1 pseudogene is annotated in these 2,818 nt (G+C 71.9%); it reads left to right on the top strand.

Annotation, left to right across the window (positions count from 1 at the left end):
* Positions 1–4 precede the first annotated feature (4 nt).
* A pseudogene (locus POF73_RS45590) lies at positions 5–2,818 on the top strand (type I polyketide synthase); the annotation flags it as partial.

Genomic DNA, 2,818 nt, shown 5'->3' with positions numbered 1-2,818 from the left:
TGTGCTGGATTCGTGGCGTTATCGGACGGTGTGGCGTTCGGTGACGGTGCCGTCGGCGGGTCGGCTGTCGGGGACGTGGCTGGTCGTCACCCCCGGTGGTGACGCGCCGGTCGAGGAAGTCCGGCAGGCGCTGACGGCTGCCGGTGCGGAGGTGTCCGTACTGGAGGACCTCGACCAGGCGGTGCTGGCGGACGCGTCGGGTGTGGTGTCGCTCCTGGCCTGGGACGAGGGGTCCGCGCTTGAGTCGACTCTGCGGCTGGTGCAGGCTCACGGCGACAGCGGGTCGACTGCTGCCCTGTGGGCACTGACACGGGGCGCTGCCGCGGTGGGCGCCGATGATCCGGTGTCCGCGGTGCAGACGCAGGTCTGGGCCTTCGGACAGGTCGTCGGACTGGAACGCCCCGGCGGCTGGGGCGGTTTGGTGGACGTCCCGGTGGAGTGGGACGAGCGGGTCGCGTCCTCGCTGGTCGCCGTGCTGGCGGCCGGTGAGGGTGAGGATCAGGTCGCGGTGCGCTCGTCGGGCGTGTACGGACGTCGGCTGGTCCGTGCCCCGCTGGGAACCAACCCGACGCCGATACGGACCTGGAGCCCCTCGGGTACGGCACTGATCACCGGTGGAACCGGTGGTGTCGGCGGGCACCTGGCGCGCTGGCTGGCGAAGGAGGGCGCCGAGCACCTGCTGCTGGTCAGCCGCAGCGGTGAGCAGGCCGAAGGAGCCGCTGAACTCGCCGAAGAGCTCCGTGGGCTGGGCACCGAAGTCACCATCGCCGCATGTGACGTGGCCGACCGGGACGCTCTCGCGGCCCTGATCGCTGCGATCCCCGGCGAACACCCGCTCACCGCCGTCTTCCACACCGCGGGTGTGTCCGGTCACGCGGATCTCGCCGCGGCCACGCCCGACCACTACAAGAAGGTGCTGTCGGCCAAGACCCTCGGCGCCCGTCACCTGGACGACCTGACCGCCGAACTCGGCCTGGAGCTGGACGCATTCGTCGTGTTCTCCTCCGGCGCCGCGGTGTGGGGGAGTGCCGGAACGAGCGCGTACGCGGCGGCGAACGCGTATCTGGACGGTCTGGCGTGGGAGCGCCGGGCGCGTGGCCTGGTGGCGACCTCGGTGTCGTGGGGTGGCTGGAAGGACACCGGCATGGCGACCGACGGGACCGCGGAGCAGTTGGAGCGGCGCGGTGTCCGGCAGATGGATCCGGAGCTGGCCGTCGAGGCATTGCGGCAGGCGCTGGAGCATGACGAGACTGCGCTGACCGTGACCGACATGGACTGGGCGCGGTTCGCTCCCGGCTACACCATGGCCCGACGCCGCCCGCTGATCGAGGACATCCCCGAGGTCGCCCGCGCCCTCAGCGAGGAACCCGAGCCGACGGACGACGTGACGGGCGGCGACTCCGCTCTTCGGCAGTCCCTCACCGGGCTCACCGTGCCCGAACAGCACGACCGGCTGCTCGAACTCGTCCGCGCCGAGGCGGCGATCGTCCTCACCCACTCGACGACGGACGACATCACGGCCACCAAGCCGTTCCGCGACCTGGGATTCGACTCACTGACCGCGATGGAACTGCGCAACCGGCTCAACACCGCCGCCGGCCTGCGTCTGCCCGCCACCATCGTCTTCGACTACCCCACCGCGCACCGGCTCGCCGGACACCTGCACGAGAAGCTCTTCGACAGCGCCGCCGAAGTCGCCGTGTCGGACCTGCGGGCGACGGACGACGACCCCATCGTGATCGTGGGCATGGCCTGCCGCTTCCCCGGCGGGGTACACGGGCCGGAGGACCTGTGGCGGCTGCTCGTCGAAGGCCGCGACGAGATGAAGGAGTTCCCCGCCGACCGCGGCTGGCACGGACTGGCCATGAACGCCTTCATCGAGGGCTCCGGCGAAGCCCGGCAAGGGGCCTTCCTGACGGAGGCGGGCGACTTCGACGCGGCGTTCTTCGGGATCTCGCCGCGTGAGGCGCTGGCGATGGACCCGCAGCAGCGGCTGCTCCTGGAGACGTCGTGGGAGGCGCTGGAACGCGCCGGCTACGACCCCGTCTCCCTGCGCGGCAGCCGCACCGGTGTGTTCGTCGGCGGCACACCGCAGGAATACACGACCGTGCTCATGAGCTCGCCCGAGGCCGGCGGCGGCTACGCGCTCACCGGCGCTTCGGGCAGCGTCATGTCGGGCCGGATCGCCTACGCCCTGGGCCTGGAGGGCCCGGCCGTGACCTTGGACACGGCGTGCTCGTCATCGCTGGTCACCCTGCACCTCGCGGCGCAGGCGCTGCGGGGCGGCGAGTGCGACCTCGCCCTCGTCGGTGGTGTGACGGTCATGGCCACCCCCGGGGCCTTCGTGGAGTTCTCAAGGCAGGGCGGCCTTGCGGGAGACGGCCGCTGCAAGGCGTTCGCGGCCGGTGCCGACGGCACGGGCTGGGGCGAGGGTGTCGGGATGCTGGCCGTGGCGCGGCTGTCGGACGCGGTGCGGGAGGGCCGTCAGGTGCTGGCGGTGGTGCGGGGCTCGGCGGTGAACTCCGACGGCGCCTCGAACGGCCTGACCGCACCGAACGGCCCGTCGCAACAGCGCGTCATCCGACAGGCACTGGCCTCGGCCGGCCTGTCGGCGGCGGACGTCGACATGGTCGAGGCGCACGGTACGGGCACGGCCCTGGGCGACCCGATCGAGGCGCAGGCCCTCCTGGCCACCTACGGCCAGGACCGGCCCGAGGACCAGCCGTTGTGGCTCGGTTCGGTGAAGTCCAACATCGGACACACCCAGTACGCCGCCGGAGTCGCCGGTGTGATCAAGTCGGTGCTGGCGATGCGGCAC

The sequence above is a fragment of the Streptomyces sp. HD genome (assembly GCF_028369295.1).
Classification (GTDB): Bacteria; Actinomycetota; Actinomycetes; order Streptomycetales; family Streptomycetaceae; genus Streptomyces.
Note: the sequence above shows the minus strand (reverse complement) of the source record. Positions and strands in the feature narration are given on the sequence as shown.